25 protein-coding genes are annotated in these 20,878 nt (G+C 50.3%); 14 read left to right on the forward strand and 11 right to left on the reverse strand.

From position 1 onward, the window contains the following. The first annotated feature begins 13 nt into the window (after positions 1-13). The 3 genes from DXV75_RS09955 to DXV75_RS09965 are packed head-to-tail and all read left to right on the forward strand — an operon-like array spanning position 14 to position 3,094. Positions 14-1,699 carry a GMC oxidoreductase gene (locus DXV75_RS09955; RefSeq protein WP_115593256.1) on the forward strand — a complete coding sequence of 562 codons (1,686 nt, stop codon included), beginning with the start codon at positions 14-16 and terminating at the stop codon, positions 1,697-1,699. A 2-nt stretch (positions 1,700-1,701) separates the two neighbouring features. Beyond that, entirely contained in the window at positions 1,702-2,316 is a 615-nt protein-coding gene (locus tag DXV75_RS09960) for a gluconate 2-dehydrogenase subunit 3 family protein (RefSeq protein WP_115593257.1), read from the forward strand. Positions 2,317-2,344: 28 nt separating this feature from the next. Further along, positions 2,345-3,094 carry a 3-keto-disaccharide hydrolase gene (locus tag DXV75_RS09965; protein ID WP_115593258.1) on the forward strand — a complete coding sequence of 250 codons (750 nt, stop codon included), beginning with the start codon at positions 2,345-2,347 and terminating at the stop codon, positions 3,092-3,094. A gap of 41 nt (positions 3,095-3,135) precedes the next feature. Here DXV75_RS09965 and DXV75_RS09970 read toward each other — a convergent pair whose 3' ends face one another. Beyond that, positions 3,136-3,360: a helix-turn-helix transcriptional regulator gene (locus DXV75_RS09970; RefSeq protein WP_115593259.1), complete on the reverse strand. Its 225-nt coding sequence runs from the start codon at positions 3,358-3,360 to the stop codon at positions 3,136-3,138. Between the two features lies 1 nt (position 3,361). Continuing rightward, positions 3,362-3,832 carry a hypothetical protein gene (locus tag DXV75_RS09975; protein WP_147291822.1) on the reverse strand — a complete coding sequence of 157 codons (471 nt, stop codon included), beginning with the start codon at positions 3,830-3,832 and terminating at the stop codon, positions 3,362-3,364. 236 nt (positions 3,833-4,068) lie between these two features. On the opposite strand from DXV75_RS09975, the gene DXV75_RS09980 reads away from it, so the two are divergent. From DXV75_RS09980 to rplI, 4 genes are all read left to right on the forward strand, one after another. After that, complete coding sequence (locus DXV75_RS09980) at positions 4,069-4,959, forward strand: DMT family transporter (RefSeq protein WP_115593342.1); 891 nt, start codon at positions 4,069-4,071, stop codon at positions 4,957-4,959. A gap of 201 nt (positions 4,960-5,160) precedes the next feature. After that, positions 5,161-5,559, forward strand: coding sequence for a 30S ribosomal protein S6 (gene rpsF / locus DXV75_RS09985; RefSeq protein ID WP_115593261.1), 399 nt, complete (start codon positions 5,161-5,163; stop codon positions 5,557-5,559). A gap of 11 nt (positions 5,560-5,570) precedes the next feature. Then, positions 5,571-5,798, forward strand: a complete 228-nt coding sequence (rpsR, locus tag DXV75_RS09990) for a 30S ribosomal protein S18 (RefSeq protein ID WP_115593262.1) — start codon at positions 5,571-5,573, stop codon at positions 5,796-5,798. A 27-nt stretch (positions 5,799-5,825) separates the two neighbouring features. Further along, positions 5,826-6,278: a 50S ribosomal protein L9 gene (gene rplI, locus DXV75_RS09995; RefSeq protein WP_115593263.1), complete on the forward strand. Its 453-nt coding sequence runs from the start codon at positions 5,826-5,828 to the stop codon at positions 6,276-6,278. 10 nt (positions 6,279-6,288) lie between these two features. On the opposite strand, the gene DXV75_RS10000 is transcribed toward rplI, so the two are convergent. Together DXV75_RS10000 and DXV75_RS10005 are read right to left on the reverse strand one after the other, a co-directional pair. Further along, entirely contained in the window at positions 6,289-6,741 is a 453-nt protein-coding gene (locus DXV75_RS10000) for a gamma-glutamylcyclotransferase family protein (protein WP_181898399.1), read from the reverse strand. Then, positions 6,734-7,381 carry an MOSC domain-containing protein gene (locus DXV75_RS10005; protein ID WP_115593265.1) on the reverse strand — a complete coding sequence of 216 codons (648 nt, stop codon included), beginning with the start codon at positions 7,379-7,381 and terminating at the stop codon, positions 6,734-6,736. Before DXV75_RS10005 ends, DXV75_RS10000 begins: the two co-directional genes overlap by 8 nt. Before the next feature lie 175 nt (positions 7,382-7,556). Between DXV75_RS10005 and DXV75_RS10010 the strand changes: the two genes are divergently transcribed. From DXV75_RS10010 to DXV75_RS10020, 3 genes are read left to right on the forward strand one after another with little or no spacing between them, the layout of a single operon-like run. After that, complete coding sequence (locus tag DXV75_RS10010) at positions 7,557-8,129, forward strand: RNA polymerase sigma factor (protein ID WP_115593266.1); 573 nt, start codon at positions 7,557-7,559, stop codon at positions 8,127-8,129. After that, positions 8,116-8,628: a hypothetical protein gene (locus DXV75_RS10015; RefSeq protein WP_115593267.1), complete on the forward strand. Its 513-nt coding sequence runs from the start codon at positions 8,116-8,118 to the stop codon at positions 8,626-8,628. Before DXV75_RS10010 ends, DXV75_RS10015 begins: the two co-directional genes overlap by 14 nt. 16 nt (positions 8,629-8,644) lie before the next feature. Further along, positions 8,645-9,634, forward strand: coding sequence for a DUF4097 family beta strand repeat-containing protein (locus DXV75_RS10020; protein ID WP_245953170.1), 990 nt, complete (start codon positions 8,645-8,647; stop codon positions 9,632-9,634). Positions 9,635-9,741: 107 nt separating this feature from the next. Here DXV75_RS10020 and DXV75_RS10025 read toward each other — a convergent pair whose 3' ends face one another. Then, the gene (locus DXV75_RS10025) at positions 9,742-11,586 is read right to left on the reverse strand and encodes a tetratricopeptide repeat-containing diguanylate cyclase (RefSeq protein ID WP_115593268.1); all 1,845 of its coding nucleotides are present in this window, start codon (positions 11,584-11,586) and stop codon (positions 9,742-9,744) included. 250 nt (positions 11,587-11,836) lie between these two features. On the opposite strand from DXV75_RS10025, the gene dnaB reads away from it, so the two are divergent. Next, positions 11,837-13,228: a replicative DNA helicase gene (dnaB, locus tag DXV75_RS10030; RefSeq protein ID WP_115593269.1), complete on the forward strand. Its 1,392-nt coding sequence runs from the start codon at positions 11,837-11,839 to the stop codon at positions 13,226-13,228. Positions 13,229-13,318: 90 nt separating this feature from the next. Here the strand turns inward: dnaB and DXV75_RS10035 are convergent, their stop codons facing one another. The 5 genes from DXV75_RS10035 to rsd form a co-directional block, all read right to left on the reverse strand. Further along, positions 13,319-14,509, reverse strand: coding sequence for an OmpA family protein (locus DXV75_RS10035; RefSeq protein WP_115593270.1), 1,191 nt, complete (start codon positions 14,507-14,509; stop codon positions 13,319-13,321). A 97-nt stretch (positions 14,510-14,606) separates the two neighbouring features. Further along, the gene (locus DXV75_RS10040; protein ID WP_115593271.1) at positions 14,607-15,044 is read right to left on the reverse strand and encodes a secondary thiamine-phosphate synthase enzyme YjbQ; all 438 of its coding nucleotides are present in this window, start codon (positions 15,042-15,044) and stop codon (positions 14,607-14,609) included. Beyond that, a complete protein-coding gene (locus tag DXV75_RS10045) occupies positions 15,034-15,498 on the reverse strand; it encodes a chemotaxis protein CheX (RefSeq protein ID WP_115593272.1) in 465 nt (154 codons plus the stop codon). Before DXV75_RS10045 ends, DXV75_RS10040 begins: the two co-directional genes overlap by 11 nt. Next, the gene (locus DXV75_RS10050) at positions 15,488-15,961 is read right to left on the reverse strand and encodes a transcriptional repressor (protein ID WP_115593273.1); all 474 of its coding nucleotides are present in this window, start codon (positions 15,959-15,961) and stop codon (positions 15,488-15,490) included. The genes DXV75_RS10045 and DXV75_RS10050 overlap by 11 nt, the downstream gene beginning before the upstream one ends. Before the next feature lie 88 nt (positions 15,962-16,049). Further along, a complete protein-coding gene (gene rsd, locus DXV75_RS10055) occupies positions 16,050-16,529 on the reverse strand; it encodes a sigma D regulator (RefSeq protein ID WP_115593344.1) in 480 nt (159 codons plus the stop codon). Between the two features lie 352 nt (positions 16,530-16,881). On the opposite strand from rsd, the gene nudC reads away from it, so the two are divergent. The 3 genes from nudC to DXV75_RS10070 all read left to right on the forward strand — a co-directional run bounded on the left by nudC (position 16,882) and on the right by DXV75_RS10070 (position 19,721). Further along, positions 16,882-17,700 (forward strand): NAD(+) diphosphatase, encoded by an 819-nt coding sequence (gene nudC, locus DXV75_RS10060; RefSeq protein WP_115593274.1) that lies wholly within the window; start codon positions 16,882-16,884, stop codon positions 17,698-17,700. Positions 17,701-17,966: 266 nt separating this feature from the next. Then, positions 17,967-19,058, forward strand: a complete 1,092-nt coding sequence (hemE, locus tag DXV75_RS10065) for a uroporphyrinogen decarboxylase (RefSeq protein ID WP_115593275.1) — start codon at positions 17,967-17,969, stop codon at positions 19,056-19,058. 21 nt (positions 19,059-19,079) lie between these two features. Then, entirely contained in the window at positions 19,080-19,721 is a 642-nt protein-coding gene (locus tag DXV75_RS10070; RefSeq protein WP_115593276.1) for a hypothetical protein, read from the forward strand. 11 nt (positions 19,722-19,732) lie between these two features. On the opposite strand, the gene queG is transcribed toward DXV75_RS10070, so the two are convergent. Further along, positions 19,733-20,878, reverse strand: coding sequence for a tRNA epoxyqueuosine(34) reductase QueG (queG, locus tag DXV75_RS10075; protein ID WP_115593277.1), 1,146 nt, complete (start codon positions 20,876-20,878; stop codon positions 19,733-19,735).

Consider the following 20,878-nt stretch of genomic DNA (forward strand, 5'->3'; position numbering starts at 1 on the left):
ATAAGGACAAGGCATGGCTAATAATGACTATGATGCAATCGTAATCGGTTCCGGGATCAGTGGCGGCTGGGCCGCCAAAGAACTTGCGGAAAAAGGGCTTAAAGTGCTGATGCTGGAGCGTGGGCGCAACATCGAACATGTCAAAGATTATGTCAACGCGCACAAGGAAGCCTGGGACTACCCACACCGAGATGTGCCCACCCAGCAGATGCATTTGGATTACCCGGTATTGTCAAGGGGGTACCAGCTTAATGAGTCTACGTTTGGAATGTGGGCAAACGAACAGGAATCTCCCTATGTCGAAAAGCAGCCATTCACCTGGATCCGCGGATATCATGTAGGCGGGCGCTCACTGTTGTGGGGGCGGCATAGCTATCGCTGGAACGAAGAGGATTTTCTCGCCAACGCCAAAGAAGGTGTAGCGGTAGACTGGCCCATTCGCTACGAAGATCTTGCACCCTGGTATGACTATGTTGAGCGTTTTGCCGGCATCAGCGGAAACCGGGATGGCCTGGATGTATTGCCCGACGGCCAGTTTCTGCCTGCCATGGAACTCAATTGTGTGGAAAAAGATGTGGCGGCCAGGGTCAAAAAGGCATTTAAGGGTACCCGTCATATTCTCAATGCCCGTATGGCCAACATTACCAAAGCGATGCCGGAACAAAACCGGGTGAACTGTCAGTACCGGCGAAAATGCTGGTTGGGTTGTCCGTTCGGGGCCTATTTCAGTACTCAGTCCTCTACGCTGCCAGCCGCCATGAAAACGGGCAACCTTACAGTCCGCCCATTTTCAATTGTGACTCGTCTGCTGTACGACAAGGACAAAAAGCGTGCGACAGGTGTGGAAATCATCGACGCGGAAAACAACCAGACTTACGAATACAAAAGTAAAATTGTGTTTGTGAATGCCTCGGCGTTTAACTCCAGCTGGATCCTGATGAATTCTGCCACCGATGTGTGGGAAGGTGGATTAGGCAGTGCCAGCGGTGAACTTGGGCACAATGTGATGGACCATCACTTCCAGGTTGGGGCTTCAGCCAGCGTTGAAGGCTTTGAGGATCGTTATTATTTTGGTCGTCGTCCTACCGGGTTTTACATCCCTCGCTTCAGAAACTGGGGTGATGATAAACGGAATTACCTGAGAGGGTTCGGGTATCAGGGCGGAGCCTCACGAAGCGGTTGGCGAAAGAACATCGCTGAATTTGGCATAGGCGCTGAACTCAAGCAAGCCATGAGTGAACCCGGCGGATGGCAAATCGGCATGACCGGATTCGGTGAAATTCTGCCGGTGCACAAAAACCGCATTTATCTCAATCATGACGTTAAGGACAAATGGGGATTACCAGTACTTGAAATGGATGTGGCATTGACCGAAAACGAACTGAAGATGCGCAAGGACATGCAACAGGACGCCATGGAAATGCTTGAAGCGGCGGGGTTGAAGGAAATACGTGGTTTTGATGCCGATTATAAGCCTGGTACGGGGATTCACGAGATGGGTACTGCCAGGATGGGACGGGACCCAAAAACATCGGTGCTTAACAGCCATAACCAGGTCTGGGATGCGCCCAATGTGTTTGTGACCGATGGAGCCTGCATGACCTCTGCGTCCTGTGTAAATCCTTCACTGACCTACATGGCGCTGACTGCCCGGGCTGCGTCCTATGCGGTTGAAGCGTTGAAACGGGGAGATATTTAATTATGGAGCGCCGTGAATTACTTAAATTAATTGCTGCCGCTACAGGAACGGCTTTCGTCGGGGGCGCTGCGTTTGCCTATGAGCAGAGAGCGGCGGTGAACCTGCATGATACCGGCTTTTCTGAGCTGGATGTGGCCTTTTTAAATGAGGTGGGCGATGTCATTTTGCCAAAAACCGACACGCCAGGAGCTAAAGAGGCGAATGTGGGCGCAATGATGGTGGTGTTTGCCGCAGACTGTTACACCGCATCAGAGCGACAGGCGTTCAGGGATGGCCTGACACAGCTGAACAGCTACAGCAAGGAGAAGCTAAACAAAGATTTCCTGCTTTTAACGGCAGAGCAGAAGCTGCAACTGTTAACCGGACTGGACACGGAAGCGCGCCGTTATAATGCCGAGCATGGCGTTTATCGCAATGAAACTGCACGCCCTGACAGTCAGAATAGGGCCTCCCCTGTGCCGGTGCCACATTACTTTACCCTGTTTAAACAGCTTACTTTGTATAGCTTTTTTACTTCACAGATTGGAGCAACAAAAGTGCTTCGTTACTCAGCGATACCGGGGCGCTACGATGGCGACATGCCATACCAAAAAGGCGATAGAGCTTGGGCTACCTGAGAACCTGCTAACAAGGAGATAGAATTCTATGCGCGTATTACGACATTTGTCCGTGTGGGCGGCAACCCTGATGGTCAGTTCAGTTCTGGCTCAGGATGCCGAGCCAAAATGGAAGCAGGCTGAAAAAACCGAGGTGTGGGAGCCAGTTCCTTCTGTAGTAAACGCACCAGCCCAGCTACCGCCATCGGATGCCTTAGTATTACTTGGTAACGAGGGGTTGTCTGCGTGGCAAAAAACTGACGGCGACGCAGCGGAATGGCGTTTTGAAAATGGCGTGATGACAGTGGAGCCGGGTACCGGAGATATCCTTTCCAAAGCCAGTTTCTGTGACATTCAGTTGCATCTGGAGTGGCGCACGCCTGAGCCGGACGTGAAAATGAAAGGGCAGCAACGCAATAACAGCGGTGTGTTTCTGCAACAGCGTTATGAGGTGCAAATTCTCGACTCATACCAAAACCCGACTTATTCCAACGGACAGGCGGCCAGCGTTTATAAACAGCACATACCTTTGGTGAATGCGACCCGTCCACCTGGTGAGTGGCAAACTTACGATATTATCTATCAAGCGCCCCGCTTTAATGGCGAAGCATTGACTGAGGCGGGGTACATAAGCGTGCTGCACAACGGGGTGTTGGTGCAAAACCATGTGGAAATTCAGGGCACAACCGAGTGGATTGGCGCACCTTCCTATTCCACCCACGGATGCGCGCCGTTGAAGTTGCAGGATCACGGTAATGAAGTCAGTTTCCGCAATATCTGGGTGCGTCAACTCGACTAGCATGACCGGGCTCGTTGGGCCGGCGCCTGCGGCTTCGCGGGTTACCGATCTATCTCGCACTGGTACTGGAATAGGGCGTCGAGTGGCTGGTTGAACACCTGGGCTATTTTAAATGCCACTTCCAAAGATGGTGAGTACTTACCTTTTTCAATTGCCATGATGGTTTGGCGGGTGACGCCCACCCGCTCAGCCAGTTCCTGTTGGGTCATTTCATGGGCAAAAAAACGCATTTCCCGCACCCGGTTGGTGATCCGGTATTCTGACATCTTATTCACCCCACCGATGCATCAGGATTTGGGCACCAAAACGGGTCAGTTCTGAAAGCACAAAGCTGAACATCAGCATGTGCATGGTCAGCATGGGAATGGCCAGTGAGCTGCGAGCCTCATCAAAACCGGGAAATACCTCCAGCACGACCATCCGGCCAATCACAATGATCACGCCGGTAGACAGCACATAGTAGCCATACTGGTTGGCCTTTTGCTCGATATGCCGATCCCGTTCATCACCGTTCATTTGTGCTCCGCTGGGATTGGCCACTGCCAGCATGCCGTGAAACACGGACTCAACCACCACCGACATAATCAGGATCTTTCCCAACAACCACAGTGCAGCAGTGCGTGTCTGGCCAGTATCCGATCCGGACAGGGCCATAAGCTCGACAAAATAATAACCGAATATCCCTATGGTGCAGATAAAGGATATCCAGGCACTTTTTTCTTTAAACGTCAGTTCCATGTTGGTTTCTCCAAAACCGATTGTGGAATTAATGTACAATTATAATTACTTTATGTCAAAAATTATTAACTTTTAGTTATGTTTTTATTACTTTGCGTGGCTGTGATTGGGCTTTCTGTTGACCGGCTCTTAAGGTTTTTTCGGCGTACTTGCCTGAAGGCCATTATCTGCTACCCTGTGCGCCGTTTTGCCTGTAACGATACGCAGGCCGGGTAAATAAACAGGAAAGCTTGATGATCGGAGAAATTGCTGCGCTTTCAACAGCGCTGTGTTGGGCGGTTGCGGCCCGCATGTTTCGTGTACTGGGGCAATCATTTTCACCTTTGGCCCTGAATTTCTGGAAAGGGCTGGTGGCCATCGTGTTGCTGCTTGTCATTACCCAGTTTTTCGTACCTGCGGTGAACCTTCCTGCCAGTGCCTATGCTTGGTTACTCTTCAGTGGCGTAATCGGAATTGGCCTGGGTGATACCTTCTTTTTTCAGGCTCTCAACAAAATTGGCGACAGCCAGGCGATCCTGATCGCCGAAACCCTTGCACCTATCTTCACCGCACTACTGGCGATGGCTTGGATTGGCGAATGGCTTACCTGGCAGCAATGGGTGGGGATAGCTGTGGTTATTTTCTCGGTAGATGTGATTATCAAGGTGCAAAAGCGCACCGACATGCATTTGTTTGCGTTGTCGGGTTACGTATTTGCCGGCCTTGCTGCGCTGTGCCAGGCGGTGGGCGCGGTGGTCAGCCGGGATATGCTGACCAGCTATGAACTGGATGCCTTCAACGCCAGCCAGATCCGACTCATTGGCGGTATGGTTATGGTAACCCTCTTAATGGTGGTGTTGCGTCAGCGCTGGATCCCCAAAACCGAAAACAAGGCCAGAACCTGGCAGCTGTTTGCGGGTGCAACCGTTTTGGGCACGGCGGCGGCACTTTATCTGCAGATGGTGGCCTTTACCTATACCAAGGCCGCTATTGTACAAACCCTGTTTGCCACCAGTGTGGTGTTGTCACTTGGCGTAGCCTGGGTGCTGGGTGAACGGGTGAGTCGTAAAACCGCGGTTTGGTCAGTCACCGCACTATTGGGGGTGGCCATTCTGGTGGGGGCCGATCATCTGGGGATGGCACATTAGTCCATGGTATCTGCTTTCGCCAAGGTTGGGCTTGACCACCAATCCGTGCTACTGCAACCCGATTGAATCCGCTGGCGATTAATCATTGCGCAGATTTGCGAAGATCTATATAATGCGCGCCCTTACAGCCAATCAAACCTAGTTCCTTGTCTCCATACAGTCTGGCTGTACTGTCGAGGCTACAACCGTAAGGAGCGTTTAATGCGTCATTACGAAATCGTATTTATGGTTCACCCTGACCAGAGTGAACAAGTACCTGGTATGATCGAGCGTTATACCACTATCCTGAAGCAAGACGGTGGCCAAATTCACCGTTTGGAAGACTGGGGCCGTCGTCAACTGGCTTACCCAATCGAAAAGCTTCACAAAGCACACTACGTTCTGATCAACGCAGAAGCCACTGCTGAAGCCGTTGACGAGCTGGAAAATGCTTTCCGCTTTAACGATGTTATCCTGCGTAACCTGGTAATGCGTACCAAAGGTGCGGTCACTGAAGCTTCTCCTATGATGAAAGAAGAGCGTCGTGAGCGTCGTGAAGATTCTGCCCCTCGTGGTGAGCGTGCAGAGCGTAAAACCGAAACCACCGAAGATAACGCGTAAGGAGAACACCCATGGCTCGTTTTTTCAGACGTCGTAAGTTCTGCCGTTTTTCTGCAGAAGGTGTGACCGAGATTGATTACAAAGACATCGCTACTTTGAAAAACTACATCACTGAGAGCGGTAAAATTGTTCCTAGTCGTATCACTGGTACCAGTGCTAAATATCAGCGTCAGCTGTCTACTGCGATCAAGCGTGCCCGTTTCCTGGCACTGCTGCCGTACACTGATTCACACAAGTAATTTGGCGATATACAAGGGGTAGCTTAGATGGAAATCATTCTACTAGACAAAATCGCCAATCTTGGCGGATTGGGTGACCAGGTTAATGTAAAAGCTGGTTTTGCTCGTAACTTCCTGTTCCCACAAGGTAAAGCAGTTCCTGCAACCAAAGAGAACGTGGAAAAATTTGAACAGCGTCGCGCTGAACTGGAAGCAAAAATTGCTGACCAGCTGGCGGCTGCTCAGGCCAGTGCTGAGAAAATCAGTGCACTGGGCGAAGTGACCATTGCTGCTCCAGCGGGTGACGAAGGCAAGCTGTTCGGTTCTGTAGGTACTCGTGACATCGCTGATGCAATCACTGCAGCAGGCGTTGAAGTATCTAAAGCAGAAGTTAAACTGCCTACCGGCACTCTGCGTGAAACTGGCGAGTACGATGTTGACTTGCAGTTGCACTCTGACGTGATGGCTGTAGCTAAAGTGGTTATTATCGCTGAAGCTTAATTGAGTTAACTCAATTCTGAAAAAGCCGCCTGGGGTTACCCCTCGCGGCTTTTTTTGTATCTTTAACCGGGCGACAGAAAGCCTTTATGGCAGCGTGCAGAGCCTTTGGGTTACGATGGCTCATTTCGTCACCCAGTGGTTTCCTGCCTTTGCCATCGCGACGGGTGTACACCCAGGCGGTCTGAAATCGCCGCTTGCCAGTTTGAACCCGAACTCTTTCACGCCGATACTTTGGTACTTCTTCCCACAAATCCGCGCGCCTGAGTTGCGCCTGGTTCAGTCGCAACAGGCCCCCCTCTACCCACATTTTATTCGCTGGGCAAATGAAGCGATAACCGTCCTGGCCTAAACGAATCTGCCAGCCGTGAAGTGTGGCCCCAATGTGGGGCAGACAACCCAAGAACATCTGACGCTGCAGCTTAGCGTTCAGCAAGGTGCCATAGGCGAATAACCATTCACGCATCTTTGCTGCGGCGTTGCTTTTCAAGCTTATGCAGGCATTTATGACGCCATTCATCATCCAGGGTGGGCAACTGCGAGTAATAGTCGAGCTGACCGCAGGGGCTGTCATCATAGACAGCGCGCATAAGGTCCCCGATGCAGATGGATTCTTCAGGCCTGGACAGAATTGCTACCGGGTCGTCAACCCGAATCACACCAGGCTCAAGCACGCGGTAATACCAGCCAGTGATTCCCCGTGCCCCGACGAAGCGATCAAGATTCTTAATGTCAAAGCGAAGGGAAATTTTGTTGCACGGTGCTCGTGGAGCACTTACCTGAAGGATCACATCGCCGAACTGGTATACATCGCCTACCTGCACGTTACTGTCGTCCATGGTATCAACGGTGAGATTCTCTCCGATTGTTCCCGGACCAAAAAGGCCTTCGGGAAAATGGCTCTGAAGTAAACCGTATGCGGCCAAACTGAACTGGTGCAACACTTTTTCAGGGCCACCATGCAGTTTCCTGTTTGCCTGTTCATCTTCAAGGGTGCGCTCTTGCAGAACGGTGATTGATTCAACGGGTTGCTTGATAATGCTGCTTTTGGCCCCTCTGGGTCCAAAGGCCGTTGGCCTGCCGGCAAATAACGCGGTTACGTGCATCCCTGGTTCCTGTTTACTGTTGATGATCCATCATGCCACCGCTGCTCTTTGGTTGCCATGCCTACTCAAAGCCGCCACTAAAAAATGCAGAAAAAGATTTCGTTTCTGTTTAAACCTTTCTCAAGTAGGCTACGACTAACCTTCCAGACAATCAGAAACAAGTTGCAGAATCTCCATGGAAAAATCGCAAGGCACAGTGGTGAATGCGCAGGATGCCTTTTGCCATGCTCGCGAAATGGCCGTGATCCAGGCTGCCAGCCAGGGTGATAAGTACGCTTATCATCAGCTTTATGAACAGCACGTTGGGCGGGTATATGCGCTTTGCTACCGGCTTACCGGTGAACGTGCAATGGCAGAAGACGCCACCCAGGAAGTGTTTATACAGTTATGGCGCAAGCTGTCCAATTACAACGGGCAAAGCAAGTTTTCTACCTGGCTGCACAGTGTCACCGCGAATGTGACCGTTAGCTATATTCGTAAGCAACGGGGTTGGCTGAAGCGTATGTTTCAGGTTGATGAAAGCCTGGCTGAACAGCCAGCGGAGTTATCAGCAGATACGGTAGACCTGGAAAGTTACATTGTCCGACTGCCGGAAAGGGCGCGTATGGTATTCGTGTTACACGCCATAGAAGGTTACCGGCATGAGGATATTGCCGTAATGCTGGGCATGGCAACGGGTTCCAGTAAGGCGCAGTTTCACCGGGCCAAGCAGTTATTGAAAGAGTGGATGGGTTATGAAGACAACTAAGCAAAACGTGTCATTTGAACAGCATTTGCAACAACAAATACACAAGCTGCCAAATGAGCGAATGCCAGAGCGGGACCTCTGGAGAGGTGTTGAGCTTGGTCTGGAGGCCAGTGAGTCAGGCTCGAAGCCGGTTGGCACAGTTCGCTCAAGCTGGTTTGCGATAGCTGCCAGTATAGCCTTTCTGGTCAGTGTTAGCTGGCTTGGCGTAAATCAACTGGCAACGGAAAAGGGGCTGGATGGCAATGCGCTGGTTCAGTCGCTCAGCAGCCAGCATGAAGCCCAAAAGCAGGCCCTGTTGGTGCAATACGATGGGCAGGCAGCGCTGACAGAAAACTGGCAACAGCAACTGAGTGAACTTGATGCCGCCGCCGAAGCGATCAAATCCGCCTTGGCACAGGACCCGAATAACACCGCACTATTGCGTATGTTACAGAATGTCTACCAACAACAAATTACGCTGATTGAGCGCGTTCATGCGCCTAAATGGCAACAAATCTAAGCAGGAAGGTTACATTATGAATTATTCAATGCAAATCAGGAAACGGGCTTCATATACACCTGCGTGGCTGCTGGGGTTGGGGCTCCTGGCAGTAACCTCGACTGTGCTTGCGCAGCAGGCGGTCAACGAGACCCGGGAAACCGGTGAAGCGCCGCATGTGGATATTGAGCATATGAATGGCAAGGCTGTCATCAAGGGGTGGGAGCAGCAGCAGGTTCGTGTGGTCGGTGAATTGGGCAAGCGTACCGAGGAGTTCATTTTTACCAGTGAGGGCAACCGGGTGTCTATCAGGGTCGAAGTGGCCCGCAAGCGCAATGACTGGGGCTTCGGTGGAGACAGTGATGGTGATGACCTTACGATTTACGTCCCGCAAAAAAGCCGCCTGAGTTATAACTCAATTAACGCCAGTGTTGCGATCAGTGATGTGTTGAATGACACCCAGATTGAAGTGGTCAATGGTGATGTGGATGCCAGGGGGCTCGCAGGAAGGATAAGTCTCGAATCGGTAAATGGTGATATAGATATCGACGGCATTTCAGGTGATTTAAGCATTGAAACCGTCAATGGTCACATCCGCGGTAGCCATCGAGCAGAGGGAGAAGGGCGCTTTGAGAGTGTTAATGGTGATATTGAAATATCCAGCGACAGTCCTGAAATGCAGGTAGAGACAGTGAATGGCGATATTGAACTGGCATTGCAGAACGTCAATGAGTTGGACCTGAATACCGTAAACGGGCGGGTTGAGGCAGCAATGTCGCTGATGGACAGCGGTGATGTCCGCGCATCTTCGGTAGGAGGTAGTATTGAGCTGAGCTTCCAAGAGTCCGTTTCCGCACGGTTTGATATTGAAGCTCATGCAGGGGGCCGAATCATCAACAATATCAGTAATGAACAGATGATGAAGGCCAAATATGGCCCGCGCCGGTGGCTTGAATTCAGCCATAATGGTGGGAATGCCAGGGTGGAAATTTCCACTGTAAGTGGGCGTGTTACGGTGAATAACTAGCTTCGCCGGTTTGCTTCTAACCTGGATAAGAAAGGCCTCGAGGGGCCTTTCAGAGTGTTGATAAAGCCCCGCTTTTTACGCGAAACACTCTTGGTCATTGGCCCCTGTCAGGCAGGTTCGGCTGCACAGTGGTCATAACGACCGCCGACAGAACGGTTTCTGCCCCGGCTTTTGGCCCGGTACAGTAATGTGTCGCACTGTGCAATTAAATGGGTCAGGTCCGCTTGGGATTTAACTTCTATGATTCCGGCGGAAAATCGCAGTGGAACTTCACTGCTATTGATACTTAAGGGGCGCTTTTCCAGCAGAAACTGGAGCTTGGCCAGTTTCTTTTCTGCATCGGCCAAGGCCACATCGCTCAGGTATAAAATAAACTCTTCACCACCATAACGGCCAAAAACGTCCTCCTCACGAATTTGATACTTAAACAGTTTGGCCAGATGGATCAGCGCCGCGTCTCCGACATCATGGCCGTAGCTATCATTAATGCTTTTAAAATGATCAACGTCGATAAGGGCCAGACAGAACGGATCGTTGCGTCTGTGCATTGAGTTCAGTTTCTGTTCAATTAACTCGGTAGCGTGCCAGCGATTGGGAACTCCTGTTAGCTGGTCCATACGGGAGAAACTTTCCATCCTGCGCTTTTGTTGCCACAGGCGGCCAACCAGCAACAACCCAACCAGGCTGAAAGTGGAAGTGACGATTGCAAGAAGGGTCATATTGTTGGATTGGGTGCGGTCAAGCTGGGATTTTACCCGCAGTAGTGACAATTGCTTTTCATCCAGTCTGTCCGTAATAGTAGAGAATTCCTTCCAGGCCAATTCCTGGTCTTGCATTCGTTCCCTGTTGTCCAGCAGGCGCTTGTAGAGGGCGATAATTTCATCCTTGTTGTTCCTCAATTCGGCCAGCTGCAGCTCCACGGTCATGACCATCTTATCGCTGGGTAAATCGTGTTCCAGGGGGCCGCGGGCTTCCAACATTTTGTGGTAATAGTCCTGCGCCTTTTGCGGATCTCCTTTAAGCGCATACACGGAAGCCAATACATAGTAGAAGTAAAAATATTCGCCATGGATTTTGTGGTTTACCTGCTGGGCATAATCCAGGCCTTCGAGCGCATAGGACTTGGCCAAATCCAGCTGACCTTGATCCAGATGGATGCGTGCGGCAAAGGTATAGCTGTTGGTCAGAACGTAAGTGTAATTGTGTTCACGAGCTTCATTCATTACCTGGGCCACCAACACCAGTGCGTTATCGGAGTTTTTGAGTCTGAATTCTGCTCGCGCTTTACACAGTTTCGATTCCAGACGGGTAAAGCGATCGTTCGGCAGGTAGTCTCCGTATTTCTGGCAGTACAGATAGGACTTTACGTAGTCCCCTGCGTGATACAGCGCATTTGCCATATCCCGGTAAATAACCACCAGAGGGTAGTCGTAAGTGGTTTCGGTTTTTTCAAAATGTGGTGCGTGTGAGACAACACTTTGCATATTGATAATGGCCGAATAGTAGCGCCCGGCACCAATTTGTACGTCTACCAATGCAGAAGTGGCCCAGCGCTCGATTCTTTGCCAGTGCTTTTGCTGCGCGAACAGCTTGATTTCCTCCAGCTCGGAGATGATCTGCTGCGCTTCCATATCACTGAATCTGAGAGTAAATACCTGATGCTCGTAATAAATCTGAGGGTACGTCTGTTTGAGTTGGCTCAGTTCATCAGCACTGAATGTATAGAGGGGGTCATACTGGCTGGTGTTAATGTATACCGTGTTATAGAAGTATCTCCCCAGCAGGGTTTTTACGTCAAAGGCACTGGATTGCTGCAGAGCAGCATAGCGTTCGGCATAGGGCTGGCTGAGAATTCGTGAGCGTTCTGCCATATAGGTGTCCACCATACTGGCATGGGAACAGGTGGTGAACAGCAGGGCTAGCATCGCAACGACAATAATACGGCTTGGCATATAACAACTTTAACATCTGTTGCATCCCTGCAAATGTGCAACATGATTTGGGCTCACAACCTCGGGCCCGTATGGGCACAATATACCTCGAAACTTTTGGATGGCAAAACGAATTGTCTGTCGCTCATGAACCTCATGGAGATGAAATGTAACTTCGTTACCGGCAGCCAGCCGGGTTGCCTGTGGGATTGGTATTAATCTTCAAATAGCGCATAATAAGCATTCTATAGGTACGGCGGTCTAACCCATTGTGAAAGTTGTTTCTCAAGCCTCTGGCGACAAAAATGTAGAAAAGCTCAAAATTCCACCGCACAGCATCGAAGCTGAGCAGTCAGTATTGGGCAGTATGCTGATCGATCCGGAAAGCTGGGACAAGGTTGCTGAACTGGTGACCGACGACGACTTTTATAACCGTTCCCATCAAATCATATTCCGTGCCGTGCTCAGACTGCTGAGTCAAAATCTTCCGGTAGACATCATTACTGTTTCCGAAGAACTGGAAAAGCATAATGAGCTAGATGACGCTGGTGGATTTGCCTATTTGGGTGAACTTGCAAAGAACACTCCCAGTTCAGCAAACGTTACTGCGTATGCAAAAATCATCGCAGAGCGGGCAATTACCCGTGAACTGATTGGTGTTGCCCATGAGATTGCAGAGGCCGGATACAACCCGGAGGGCCGGGAAAGTGCCGATATCCTCGATCTGGCTGAGAGTAAAGTTTTTGAAATTGCCGAAAAACGCACTGGCGAAAACGAGGGGCCAAGGAATGTTGAAGCGGTGCTGGGTAAAACCATTGATCGCCTTGAAGCACTGATCAAAACCAACAAGGAAGTCACCGGTGTTACCACAGGCTTTACTGATCTTGATAAGAAAACCAGTGGATTACAACCGTCAGACCTGATTATTGTTGCGGCCCGGCCGTCAATGGGTAAAACCACTTTTGCCATGAACCTGTGCGAAAACGCCATGATGGCGGAAGAAAAGCCAGTGCTGGTGTTCAGCCTGGAGATGCCTTCTGAACAGATTATGATGCGTATGCTGGCTTCATTAAGTCGGGTCGATCAAACTAAAATCCGTACCGCCCAACTGGACGATGAAGACTGGGCCAGGATATCCAATACAATGGCAATGCTGAAAGACAAAGATAACCTCTTTGTTGATGATTCATCCGGGCTGACGCCAATGGATGTTCGAAGCCGCGCACGTAAACTGGCTCGTGAGCGTGGAGGCATCAGCCTGATCATGGTCGATTACCTTCAGCTGATGCGAGTACCGTCTCTTAGTGATAACCGGACATTGGAGATAGCGGAAATTTCCCGTTCACTTAAAGCGCTGGCTAAGGAGCTCGAAGTGCCGGTGGTCGCTCTGTCACAGCTTAACCGTAGTCTGGAACAGCGTGCAGACAAACGCCCGGTTAACTCCGACCTTCGGGAGTCGGGCTCCATTGAGCAGGACGCCGACCTCATCATGTTTATTTATCGTGATGAGGTTTATCACGAGAACAGTGAAGACAAAGGTATTGCCGAGATCATTATAGGTAAACAGCGGAACGGTCCAATTGGAACCTGCCGTTTGACTTTCCAGGGGCAATTCTCCCGCTTTGATAATTACGCAGGCCCTGCAATCGCCGACGAATACTAGGGTGTGTTGTGACCTGTTTGGTGTAGGTTCTACAAATAAAAAAGCGCCTGACTTTTCAGCAAGGCGCTTTTTTGTTTTGCATCAAAATGCTTATTTCTCTTCTGGTACTTTAAGCTTCTCGGTTACTGTTACTTCGATGCGACGGTTAACCCGGTGAGCTTCCGAAGTACTGGACGTATCCAGTAATTGCGTTTCACCGTAGCCAACGGTTTCAATCCGCGATGCTTCAAGACCATACATATTCACCAGCACATCCTTAAAGGCCGCAGCCCGTTTCTTCGACAGCCACATGTTGTACTCTTCCGTGCCCGGAGAGGAAGTATGGCCTTCGATTACGGCTGTGGTGTCCGGGTAGGACTTCATGAAGCCGGCAAATTCAGCAATTTCAGGGTCGTCAGGGTGTTTGACTACAGAGCTTTCGTTGTCGAACAGCACCCGAACGGTAATCGACACTTCTTCTTCGTCAAAGACCGTACAGCCACGTTCATCGACAACATGACCCATTGGTGTGTCAGGGCACATATCCTGCACGTCTACCACGCCGTCACCGTCAGCGTCGGGCAACGCACAGCCGCGTGAATCAACAGGAGTACCGTACGGGGTATTCGGGCACTGATCCACGCCATTCATGACGCCATCGCCATCAAGGTCGTTGTTACAGCCGACGGCATCTACACTCACACCGGCCGGTGTCATTGGGCATTGATCCTTATAGTCGCCTACGCCATCGCCATCACTGTCGCTAGACCGATCAACATTACCAAACGTGTAGGCAATACCGACTTTGAAACTGTAGTCGTTGTAACTGTCGTCGAAGTCCTGATAGGCGGCGACTTCAGTAATGAATTTAAGACGGTCACCGGCGGGCCAGTGTTTACCAATACCGAGACTGGCCTGGGTATAACTGTCGTCCATATCCAGTTGGCGTATACCGGCAAACAGATACAGTACATCGTTAGGGAGAAAATACACCAGGTCCGCGCCGTACATTACGCCGGCATCATCGTCGCTGGTTGAGTTGGCAGGATTATAATCAATGTCTAATCCGGCCACTTCTGCTCTGATTGCCCAGGATGGTGAAAACCGGTATCCGTACTCGACGCCGAAACCTGTTCCGTTATCGTAGTCACCCTCGTCGGAGACCTTTTCGCCGTCGGTGTTGTAAAGCATGCCAAAACCACCAAACCAGCTTGTATACGCGGGTCCTTCAGTGGTTTGCGCAAATGATTGGGCTGACATTATCGCTAAGCTGAGTGCCGCGAGTTTAAATTTTTTATTCATAGTCACATCCTGTATTACGTTGAGTGAACAACCAACTACTTGAAAGTTAAGGTTAAGCACACACCGTGCCAGTCCTCTGGCGTGCTGGACTACTACTCTAACCTGTTTTTCCTTGGATTGTAGCAATAATTGAGCGATTTCCCGCATGATTGCGATGTTCGCCCAGTACGATACCCTGCCAGGTGCCCAGCTGTAGCCGCCCTTGTGCAATGGGCAAACACAACTGACAACCCAGTATGCTGGCTTTTATATGCGCCGGCATATCATCGCTGCCTTCGTAAGTATGGGTGAAGTATGGCGAATTTTCCTTAACAACATGATTAAAATACGCTTCTAAGTCAACCCGAACCGAAGGATCCGCGTTTTCGTTCATCGTCAGGCTGGCACTTGTGTGCTGTAAATGCAGATGCAACAGCCCAACTTCCATCTCACGAATTATAGGCAAAGCTGAGAGAATTTTGTCAGTAATTAGATGAAAGCCGCGTGAAAAGGGCGGCAAGGTTATTCTCTCTGACTGCCAGTAATTATTGGTCAAAGCAAATTTCCAGGTGCGCTTGCCCCGCATCGCAGATAAAAGGGAGTATGATTTTCGGACCATCGACCTGGTGGCTGATGGTATGTTGCTTCCCGGAGACAACAACTGGTGTTGCCATTCCAAATTCATAGCCTTTTTCAGCGAGATCCCGTTTTGCATTGCCGCAGATCATGTTGGTAATTTCTCCAACCATATCCGCGACTTCTGCGTCCAGGGAGGTGGGACGCTCACCAACCATGCGCTCCATAATGGTAAGTGCAAGAGATTCGTCGAAGGTAATAGAGAGCGAACCCCGTACTTCTGGCCCAACCATTCCAATCAACCCGGATACATCGCCCTTGGCTACATCCGACTGCTTCTTCTTTGGTTTTCCCGGAGTCAGTGTTGTTTGCGCCATGGTTTCCAGTACATTGAGTAAGCCGGAAATAAACGGATTCACAAAATCAGCCTTCATGTGACCCTTCCTTTATTGGTTCTGCTTCTGCGAGCTGACAATCGGCACACAGACCATGAGCTTCGATGGTTTGCTTGGATACCCGAAACCCTTTCTCTTTGGCTTGTCTGTCCAAGGTTTCTTTCAGACCTTCAGACTGTATTTCAGCCACATCACCACAACTGTCGCAAATCAGAAACTGAACCGGATGATGGCATCCAAAGTGATAACAGGCTACAAACGCGTTGGTTGATTCAAGACGATGAATCAATCCAAAATCGAGCAAAAAATCCAGTGCCCGATAAACCGTCGCAGGTTTCGCACTGGTTTCTGTCTCCTTGAGCTGATCAAGCAGTTCATAAGCCCCCATTGGGCCGTGTTTACTCAATAACAGCTGATAAACTTTTTCTCTCAGCGGGGTAAAACGTACTCCCCGTTGTTCGCAGTAGGCTCTTGCTTTACTGATTAATGTCGTATTATTCATATTTGTACTACCAATACGTTTTTTTGGTTTTTTGGACGTATTGTTCAATACTTCTCGGGTAATTGATGCTGCCGCCTGACAACACCGCCTAGTCCACCGAAATTACCGGTGACGACGTCTCTTGTTGTGAATGATACATATGATTAATCAGTTCGTCTTCCAGTTCGAACCTTTCTTCGAGCGTTTCTCCCAATGCCGCCAGATCCTTGTCGAACGAACTGGCCTGTTCTGCACTGTTCGCCTCAGCGTATTTGTCATTAAACGCCAGAGCTTTGTCGGTTGTGTTAGCCAGCAGAGGGTAAACAGACTTTTTCAGTCTTTCACCTTCTTCGTCGTTACTTACCAGAATTTCGTATACTTCAAAATGCCCAGCGGACAAATAATCCATTAACAGTGAACAAAATTCGTCGATGGTACCGGCATCCGGCAGCGCATTGGAAGCTTGGGAGCCCAGGCCAGCTAACTGACAAAACTGAATCAGCAGATCCTGTCTTTCCTGCAACCAGTTGTCTATGGTTGAAGATTTGCCGCCCCATCTGCCTTTGACTTTTTCCAGCTGGTTTAACATGCTATTTGCCTCCTGCCCTGTAAGCAGAGTATTGCGGTTGTAATTGTCGTCACAGTGCATCTTTCATGAAAAAAATGTACCTTGCAATTTGCGTATTCAGTGAACGCGCGACGGTTGACCCGATAACTGGCTTTTATATCATGCAGTTCGAAGTGGTGAATGCCGGGCACCAAGCAACGAGTATTACAAAACCGTTTACCTTGAACCGTCAGTATAACACTGCGTGAAAGCTGAACAAATCAACTCTTTGGGTGAGATGGCTAGGAATTCAGGCTTCAGGCACCGGGCATGCTTTTGGTTTTTAGAGTTGCCTTCTTTTTAACATATGAAGACGGGCACAGGTAGATTATTAATGAACATAGTGCATGAAAGTGAATTGGCAGCCGGTGCAGGCGTCTGGTTAATATTTTCGCAGGGACAACTGCTGCTCGAATCCGGTACCACCAACCTGCCGAAAAAGCACTGGCATGAATTGCCATTTCTGCATCACTATCGCTCGGATGTGCGGTTACTGAAACCGTTGGTTCAGCAGTCTTCACTGCCGCCCTGTTACGTTGTTGATATGGGGCTGGAGACACCCCGGGCTCAAGGCTGGGAGGAAGTTTCACTTCGCACTGCCATTTCAACAGCCGATTCGGAGCAATTCGAAACCATTGCCAGAGCCTGGCAATACGTTCATTTCCTGCGAACTCATCGGTTTTGCGGCAAGTGCGGCGCTGCTACAACACAGGTGGACTGGGAAATGGCAGTCCAGTGCCACCAGTGTCAGCATCGTTGTTACCCCAGAATTTCGCCCTGCATTATTGTAGCGATTGTTCGCGGTAACACCATTTTGCTGGCCAAAGGGGTTCGGCATCAAAGTACAAATATGTATTCCACCCTGGCGGGTTTTGTCGAAAGTGGTGAAAGTCTGGAGCAGGCGGTGCATCGTGAGGTATTTGAAGAGGTGGGCATTCGCGTCGAAAATCTGCGTTATTTTTCCAGTCAGCCGTGGCCGTTTCCCCATTCATTGATGATGGGGTTCATCGCCGACTATAAGAGTGGTGAATTGCGTCTGGAAGAAAATGAAATTCTTGATGCCGATTGGTTTGAGTTCGGGGACTTGCCCAATACCCCTCCTAAAGTGTCCATAGCGGGGCAACTCATAGATGCGGTGATCAACAGGCAATAAAAAACCCTGCAAAAGCAGGGTTCGGAATGGTTAGCGTACGGTCCCATTTGGCGGGCTTCTTATTCGTTTCGTATCTATTATTAACAAAGCCCGGTAAATTGTGCAAGTATAAATATCATACCATAGTATTAAATTTAAGACGGAATATCGCTCAGGGTCAGCACCAATGTATTGTCGCTGTAGGGAGAGTATTGTTCATCAACACGTCAGCGCTTTCCTGCTATACTCGCGGCCAATTTCTGGAATTGTGATTTTAAGAGGAATTTATGTCCGAAAAGCCTGACAGCGCTCAACGACCGGCGCTGAAGAATGACCGCTATCTGAGAGCCTTGTTAAAGCAGCCAGTGGATGTTACCCCTGTGTGGATGATGCGTCAGGCCGGGCGTTATTTGCCGGAGTACAAAGCAACCCGCGCCGAGGCGGGTGACTTTATGTCGCTGTGTAAGAATGCAGAACTGGCATGTGAGGTGACATTACAACCGTTGCGTCGTTTTCCGCTAGACGCCGCCATTCTGTTTTCTGACATTTTGACCATACCAGACGCCATGGGGCTCGGGCTCTATTTTGAGACCGGAGAAGGCCCCCGCTTTGAGCGTCCGATTCAGTCTGCTGCAGACGTTGCCAAAATTGGGCTTCCCGATCCGGAAGGGGAGTTGCAGTATGTGATGAATGCAGTTCGCACCATTCGCCGCGAATTAAAAGGTGAAGTTCCGCTAATCGGATTTTCTGGTAGCCCCTGGACCCTGGCAACCTACATGGTGGAAGGTGGTTCGAGCAAGGCATTCACCAAAATCAAGAAAATGGCATTTTCTGAACCGCAGATATTGCACGCTCTGCTGGCTAAGCTGGCTGATTCGGTTACCGAGTATCTTAATGCGCAGATTGACGCCGGTGCCCAGTCGGTAATGGTGTTCGATACCTGGGGTGGTGTGTTGTCACCCAGAGACTATCGCGAGTTTTCGCTTCAATACATGGCGCGAATTGTTGATGGGCTAAAACGTGAAAGCGAAGGGCGTAAAGTGCCAGTCACGCTGTTTACCAAAAATGGTGGCATGTGGCTGGAATCTATCGCCGCCACCGGTTGCGATGCGGTTGGGCTGGACTGGACCATAGACATTGCTGACGCGAGAGCAAGAATAGGTGACAAAGTTGCATTACAGGGTAATATGGATCCGTCCATGCTGTATGCTCCTCCGGCCAGAATTGAAAAGGAAGTGGCCGATATTCTCGCCGGCTTCGGTTCCGGGAGCGGACATGTGTTTAATCTGGGGCATGGTATACATCTGGATGTTCCCCCGGAGCACGCTGGCGTCTTTGTAGACGCAGTTCATCGACTCAGCCAGCCTTATCATCAATAAAACAACAAGAGAGTACTTGTGATGAAAACGTGGACCCTGCTTCCGCTGGTGGTCTTCATTGCCATCGCGGGGTACCAGTATGGCTACTACCACGCCAAACTGGAACTCAGTGAAGCAGACAAGAAAAGGATTTCCATCGTCGTCGATGATTCCTCCCTTTCGGGCATGACTTCCCAAAGGAAGGAGTTTGGTGTTCAGGCAGCCGAATTACCCGCACAACTGAGTGCCTTGGAAGTTGATGGCAGGGTTGAGGCGTCTGCATCATCGGCAAGCCCCACTGAAGCTGGGATAGTATCAGAACGGGCTTTGCAAATTGCCGGCGAACGATCGGCGGAACCCGTATCCGACAGTGAGAACTCCGATGGCACGGAAACCGGCACGAATGACAATGAGCAGGATTTGGCGGCAGCCACTCAGCTTTTAGATTTCCTGCAGCTGCACCCCGAAGCGGAGCACTGGAATTTACACTCTGTGAAGTGTGAGGCCGGTGAATGTCAGCTTATCGGGGAGTTTCAGGGGCCTCCTGAGACGTTTATGTCAGTGCTCAGGGAAATGCAGTTACAATCGTGGTGGAGATATGCGGGAGCTTCTAGCAACACCACGGCTTCGGGTGCAACTACTCATTTCGTGCTGAGTCTGACTCAGTCGCGAGTTCACTCCTGAGTAGCTACCGTTTATGCATCGCGGGGCAGCCCTTTTTGAACTGCTCGCACCAGCCTTTGGGTCTGTCGGTTTGGCACAGGTGACCGATTTTCATATTTCTTCATTTGTTGCGCTATCGCCCAGTCGATGTGTGTTTGCACCAACTCAGGGGCCTCACTTCGGCGCTCTTTGAGCAGGAAAATAATTTCTTCGCTGTATTCGGCGTTGCCCATTGCCACAGTCAGGTTGCGCTGCCATTTTACAAAGCCAATTCGGCGGATGGGGGAGCCTTGCGTGTTGTGCAGAAAATCCTCTTCAGTCCAACGGAACAGGTCTGTAAGTGATTGACCATGAAGGGCCTTTCGAGGATGAAAATCCGGTTCTTCCGACAAATTGGCGTAGCGGTTCCAGGGGCATATCAACTGGCAATCGTCACACCCATAGATGCGGTTTCCCATCGCGGACCGCAATTCTTCTGGTATCACACCGTCGTATTCAATGGTCAGGTAGGAAATGCACCTCCTTGCATCGACTTTGTATGGCGCAACAATTGCCTGGGTCGGGCAGATAGTCAGGCAGGCAGTGCAACTTCCGCACCCTTCCTCAACCGGGTTGTCGACCGGTAAAGGCAAATTGACAAACAGTTCGCCGAGAAAAAACCAGGATCCGGCTTGCCGGTTTATCGTCAGGGTATGCTTGCCTGTCCAGCCGAGCCCGGCCTTTTGTGCAATAGCGTGTTCCAGGACCGGAGCAGAATCTACAAACGGGCGGTATTGGGTTTGCTGCAGGGATTGGGTGATTTTCTCTCCCAGTTGCTTGAGCCTGTTGCGAAGCACCTTGTGATAATCCCTTCCCAGGGCGTATCGGGAAATGTAAGCCGTTTGCGCGCTGCTCAGATGCTTCGCGAAAGAGGCATCCGGCGGTAGGTAGTCCATTCGCACGCTGATCACTCTGACGGTGCCAGGTACCAATTCTGCCGGGCGGGCCCGCTTGCTGCCATGCGAAGCCATGTAATGCATTTGGCCGTGATAGCCTTCAGCTAGCCAGTTATTGAGGTGGTGCTCATGTTGGCTCAGGTCAATGTCGCTGATACCAACCTGCTGAAAACCTAGCGCCTGCCCCCAAGCCTTGATATCTTTTACCAGCCGGTTTAAATCAATGGAATCAATCGTGGACAT

This window comes from Alteromonas aestuariivivens (assembly GCF_003367475.1).
In the GTDB taxonomy this organism is placed as follows: Bacteria; Pseudomonadota; Gammaproteobacteria; order Enterobacterales; family Alteromonadaceae; genus Alteromonas; species Alteromonas aestuariivivens.

Coding starts and splice junctions, on each gene's coding strand:
- DXV75_RS09955 (WP_115593256.1), top strand. CDS start 14: ATGGCTAATAATGACTATGATGCAATCGTAATCGGTTCCGGGATCAGT.
- DXV75_RS09960 (WP_115593257.1), top strand. CDS start 1,702: ATGGAGCGCCGTGAATTACTTAAATTAATTGCTGCCGCTACAGGAACG.
- DXV75_RS09965 (WP_115593258.1), top strand. CDS start 2,345: ATGCGCGTATTACGACATTTGTCCGTGTGGGCGGCAACCCTGATGGTC.
- DXV75_RS09970 (WP_115593259.1), bottom strand. CDS start 3,360: ATGTCAGAATACCGGATCACCAACCGGGTGCGGGAAATGCGTTTTTTT.
- DXV75_RS09975 (WP_147291822.1), bottom strand. CDS start 3,832: ATGGAACTGACGTTTAAAGAAAAAAGTGCCTGGATATCCTTTATCTGC.
- rpsF (WP_115593261.1), top strand. CDS start 5,161: ATGCGTCATTACGAAATCGTATTTATGGTTCACCCTGACCAGAGTGAA.
- rpsR (WP_115593262.1), top strand. CDS start 5,571: ATGGCTCGTTTTTTCAGACGTCGTAAGTTCTGCCGTTTTTCTGCAGAA.
- rplI (WP_115593263.1), top strand. CDS start 5,826: ATGGAAATCATTCTACTAGACAAAATCGCCAATCTTGGCGGATTGGGT.
- DXV75_RS10000 (WP_181898399.1), bottom strand. CDS start 6,741: ATGCGTGAATGGTTATTCGCCTATGGCACCTTGCTGAACGCTAAGCTG.
- DXV75_RS10005 (WP_115593265.1), bottom strand. CDS start 7,381: ATGCACGTAACCGCGTTATTTGCCGGCAGGCCAACGGCCTTTGGACCC.
- DXV75_RS10010 (WP_115593266.1), top strand. CDS start 7,557: ATGGAAAAATCGCAAGGCACAGTGGTGAATGCGCAGGATGCCTTTTGC.
- DXV75_RS10015 (WP_115593267.1), top strand. CDS start 8,116: ATGAAGACAACTAAGCAAAACGTGTCATTTGAACAGCATTTGCAACAA.
- DXV75_RS10020 (WP_245953170.1), top strand. CDS start 8,645: ATGAATTATTCAATGCAAATCAGGAAACGGGCTTCATATACACCTGCG.
- DXV75_RS10025 (WP_115593268.1), bottom strand. CDS start 11,586: ATGCCAAGCCGTATTATTGTCGTTGCGATGCTAGCCCTGCTGTTCACC.
- DXV75_RS10035 (WP_115593270.1), bottom strand. CDS start 14,509: ATGAATAAAAAATTTAAACTCGCGGCACTCAGCTTAGCGATAATGTCA.
- DXV75_RS10045 (WP_115593272.1), bottom strand. CDS start 15,498: ATGAAGGCTGATTTTGTGAATCCGTTTATTTCCGGCTTACTCAATGTA.
- DXV75_RS10050 (WP_115593273.1), bottom strand. CDS start 15,961: ATGAATAATACGACATTAATCAGTAAAGCAAGAGCCTACTGCGAACAA.
- rsd (WP_115593344.1), bottom strand. CDS start 16,529: ATGTTAAACCAGCTGGAAAAAGTCAAAGGCAGATGGGGCGGCAAATCT.
- nudC (WP_115593274.1), top strand. CDS start 16,882: ATGAACATAGTGCATGAAAGTGAATTGGCAGCCGGTGCAGGCGTCTGG.
- hemE (WP_115593275.1), top strand. CDS start 17,967: ATGTCCGAAAAGCCTGACAGCGCTCAACGACCGGCGCTGAAGAATGAC.
- DXV75_RS10070 (WP_115593276.1), top strand. CDS start 19,080: ATGAAAACGTGGACCCTGCTTCCGCTGGTGGTCTTCATTGCCATCGCG.
- queG (WP_115593277.1), bottom strand. CDS start 20,878: ATGTCCACGATTGATTCCATTGATTTAAACCGGCTGGTAAAAGATATC.